This is a genomic window from Kitasatospora sp. NPDC059408 (genome assembly GCF_042751525.1).
Classification (GTDB): domain Bacteria; phylum Actinomycetota; class Actinomycetes; order Streptomycetales; family Streptomycetaceae; genus Kitasatospora.
This window is the reverse complement of the sequence record NZ_JBHYWI010000175.1, coordinates 1-3,818: the sequence shown is the minus strand read 5'-3', so window position 1 is coordinate 3,818 and position 3,818 is coordinate 1. Positions and strand designations below refer to the sequence as shown.

At 70.3% G+C, this 3,818-nt stretch carries 3 protein-coding genes; 2 read left to right on the top strand and 1 reads right to left on the bottom strand.

The annotated features are described in order from the left end of the window. Nucleotides 1-251 precede the first annotated feature (251 nt). A complete protein-coding gene (locus ACFXDE_RS43715) occupies nt 252-854 on the top strand; it encodes a TetR/AcrR family transcriptional regulator (protein ID WP_380499781.1) in 603 nt (200 codons plus the stop codon). Here the strand turns inward: ACFXDE_RS43715 and ACFXDE_RS43710 are convergent. Continuing rightward, the gene (locus ACFXDE_RS43710; RefSeq protein ID WP_380499779.1) at nt 841-1,785 is read right to left on the bottom strand and encodes a molybdopterin-dependent oxidoreductase; all 945 of its coding nucleotides are present in this window, start codon (nt 1,783-1,785) and stop codon (nt 841-843) included. The two genes, ACFXDE_RS43715 and ACFXDE_RS43710, sit on opposite strands and share 14 nt — an antisense overlap. Nucleotides 1,786-2,074: 289 nt before the next feature. Between ACFXDE_RS43710 and ACFXDE_RS43705 the strand changes: the two genes are divergently transcribed. Continuing rightward, nucleotides 2,075-3,685 (top strand): alpha/beta hydrolase, encoded by a 1,611-nt coding sequence (locus ACFXDE_RS43705; RefSeq protein ID WP_380499778.1) that lies wholly within the window; start codon nt 2,075-2,077, stop codon nt 3,683-3,685. Nucleotides 3,686-3,818: the final 133 nt, after the last annotated feature.

The window sequence follows — 3,818 nt, the reverse complement described above, 5'->3', positions numbered from 1 at the left end:
GCTCCGGGGGCTGGATGATTTTCCGACTGCCGACTCTGTGGGTGGGGGGCTTGGACCGTTGGCAGTCTGAAAATCACCCGTCACGCCCCTCTCCGCGGCCACCCCCGCAGCCACCCCCTCCCGCAGCGCACCCTCTCGCTGGGGAGGGATGAGGGGTGGGTGGGTGGTTGAGGGGGGGTGCGTTCGTGCGGCGGTGAGGGGTGGGGGTAAGGAGGTGAGGGGTGGGTCTTTTTTGCAGGTAGAAATGAGGGATGGGGCAGAAGCAGGGTGAGACTCGTGATCGGCGTACGGTGCTTGCGGACGCGGCGATCGGTGTGCTGGCCGACGCCGGGGTTCGGGGGCTGACGCACCGGGCGGTGGATGCGGCGGCGGGGTTGCCCGTGGGGACGACCTCGGCTTACCTCCGCACGCGGCAGGCGTTGCTCACCGCTCTTGTTCGTCGCCTGGTGGAACTGGACCAGGGGGAGCTGCAGTTCTTGGGGGAGCAGGCTCCGCCGATCGGTTCGGTCGATGAACTGGTTTCAGGGATCGGGGAGTTGATCCGGCGACGGCTCACGGGCGAAGGGCGGCGCCGCTCGTTGGCGCGTTACGCGTGTGCCGTGGAGAGCGTCCGTGATCCCGAACTGCGCGAGATCCTCGTTCCCCGGGAGAACGCGGGGCGTGCTCGCGTGCGGGCCTTCCTCGTTGCGCAGGGGGTCGTCGCGCCTCTTGAGCGCACGACGACCCTCCTGGCGTGCATCGACGGGCTGGTCTTCGACCGGCTCGTGGGGGGTGGTGAGGTCGGGGAGGACGAGATTCGTGGCCTGGTCTCTGCCGCGCTGCGGGGAGACCAGGGGAGTCTCAGGAGGCCGTGATTTCTATCTCGTGGACCTCGTTGCGTGCCCCTGCGGGTGGCTGTACTCGGCCCGCGCTGTCGGTCGCCCGGCTGCGGATGCGGTGCGGCCCGGGGGTGAGGTGGTGGGTGAGGGCGAAGCGCTGCCAGGTGGGGTGGGTGCCGCGTGGTTCCAGGGTGGCTCGCTGCCATGGGCCTTCGTCTATTGCTACGTCGACGGTCGTCACGTCGGTGTAGCTCCAGGTGCGGCCTGCCAGTTCGGTTGTTCCGGCGGGTACGTGGCGGGGGGTCAGCAGTTTGCTGTTGACGTCGATCTCGCGGGCCGGGCGGGGTTCGGTCTCGCCGGGGTGGGTGCGGGTGTAGAGGCGCGTGGTGAAAAGGTGGTCCGGCCGCTCCGCGGCGAGCACGATGCGGGTCAGCCACTTGACCGAGTTGGTGGTGAACATCCGGGGTGCCACCGCGCGGACCGGGAAGCCGTGTTGGGGCAGGAGCGGTTCGCCGTTCATCCGGTGGGCGAGGAGGACCTCGGCGCGTGCCTGCTCCAGGGGGAGGTCCTTGAGGTAGGAGATGTCCTGCTCGTCGGCGAAGTTGCCGGTGTCGGCGCCCTCCAGCCAGACGTGCCGGGCTTCGGGGCGCGGGCCCGCCAGGTCCAGCACGGTGGACAGCGGGACTCCGGTCCAGTCCAGGTTCGCGACGGCGCGGGTCGGCACGTCGGGGTGGAGCGGGTTGCCCAGGCACTCGTGGACGGCGGTGAGGTGCGTCTGGGGGAGGGCCAGGAGGGTGGGGAGGTCCAGTTCGAGGGGGCGGTCGACCAGGCCCTCGATCGTCAAGCTCCAGGCGGAGGCCTCCAGTTCGGGGTGCTTGCCGAAGTGCGTGCGGACGAAGACGCGGTCGACCGGGGTGATGAAGCTGTCGGGGGTCGTCGGGTCGGCGGGGCGGGTGTGCTGGGTCACGTGTCACGACATCCTTGGTCAGGTGGTTCGGTGGCGCACGTTAACCGAACGGTGAGCTTGCGTCAGGTCATTTCGGCGGCGACGCCGGCCGGCGGCACGCGCGGTCGTGGCCGGCGGTCTCGCCGTCCACCACGAGGACGACCTCCCGCGGCCGGCCGACGGGTAAATCGACCGTCAAGTCCGGCTATTCACAGAATAATTCACAGCTGATTTGCGGTGCCACAAGGTCTTCACACGGAGATCACGGGCTGACAGGCTGGGGCCGCCCTTGCATCCCGGAGGAGGTTCCTTGTCCCGCATATCCACGCTGGCCGGAGCGGTCACCTGTGCTCTCGCCCTGGTCACCGGCAGCGCCGTGGCCGCGTCCGCCGCCCCGATCGACCTGGCGCCGACGGCAGAGGCGAAGGTCGATCCCGTCGCCTGGAAGCCGTGCAACCCCGATCCGAGCAAGCCGGACCCGGGCATCTACGACTGTGCCGTCTACCCGGTGCCGATGGACTACGACAACCCGGACGGCGAGAAGGTCGGCATCGCGATGATGCGCCGCCGGGCGAGCGACCCGGCGAAGCGGATCGGGTCGCTGTTCATGAACCCCGGCGGCCCGGGCGGCAGCGGCTACCTGTGGGCCACCACCACCCGCTTCGGGGCGGAGGTCCAGTCGCGTTTCGACCTGGTCGGCTTCGACCCGCGCGGCGTGGCCCGGAGCCAGGCGCTCAAGTGCTTCAAGACGCAGGAGGAGGCGGACGCCCTCCAGGCCCGGCTGATCGGCGTGCCGCTCACCAAGGCCGAGGTCAACCAGACCCTGGACGCCGACCAGGACTACACGGACGCCTGCAGCAAGAACGCCGGCCCGCTGATCGAGCACATGTCGACCATCAACGTGGTCCGTGACCTCGACCGGATGCGCCGCGCCGTCGGCGACTCCCAGCTCACCTTCGCCGGCTTCTCGTACGGCACCCTGATCGGCTCCACCTATGCCGCCATGTACCCGAACAAGGTCCGCGCGGTCATCGTCGACGGCAACGTCGACCCGGACCTGCGCCTGAGCGACGGCCTGGAGTACGACCGCCAGCGCGCCGGCGGCTTCGAGATCGCCCTGGACGAGTTCCTGAAGCGCTGCCAGACCGCGGGCGCCCCGCGCTGCGCGTTCGGCGAGGGCGACACCCGGGCGAAGTTCGACGGGCTGCGCGACCGCCTGCACGACGGCCCGGTCACGCTGGCCGACGGCAGCAAGGTCACCCTGAGCACCTTCACCGACCAGGTCGCCAACGCGCTGTACTCGCAGTCCCGGCTGGCCGGCCTGGCCAAGCAGCTCCAGGCGCTGTACCAGGCGGTCCAGAAGCCCGCCGCGGCCGCGCTGCTGGCCCCGAAGGCCGCCGCCGACGACGACGCCAAGGGGCTCGCGGTGGCCGTGCCGCACGCGCTGCGCGAGGCGCCGGCGGACTCGGAGTACACCGGCGACGACTCGTACCTGGCCGTCAACTGCCAGGACAAGCCGTACCCGTCGAACGACCGGGCCTTCGCCAACGCGGCCCGCAAGTGGGAGAAGGAGTCGCCCACCTTCGGCCGCTTCCAGGCCTTCGACGCGCCGGCGTGCGCGAGCTGGCCGGCCCCGGCGGTCGACGCCGAGCGCTTCGCCGGCCCGTGGGACCGCAAGAGCGCGAACACCGTGATGGTGATCGGGAACCTCTACGACCCGGCCACCCAGTACAAGTTCGCGCAGCGGATGCAGCAGGAGCTGGGCAACGCCGTGCTGGTCAGCGTCGACTCGATCGAGCACTGCGCGGTCGGCCGCAGCAAGGCCCTGAACGAGTTGGTCACCCGCTACCTGGTGGACCAGAAGGTGCCGGCGGCCGGTCAGCTGCTGAAGCCGGACCTGGACCCGTTCCCGGCGGTGTGACGGCCTGAGCCGATTCGAGCGTGCGGCGGGGGGCGGGGGTTTTGGGGCGGGCGCCCGGTTGTTTGGGGGGTTGTGGGGCGGATTTGGGGGGGGTTGGTTTGTGGGGGGTATTTTAGGGGGGGGCGGGGGGGGT

Excerpts from the sequence above, each read along its gene's own strand:
- ACFXDE_RS43715 (WP_380499781.1), top strand. The coding sequence starts at position 252 with ATGGGGCAGAAGCAGGGTGAGACTCGTGATCGGCGTACGGTGCTTGCG.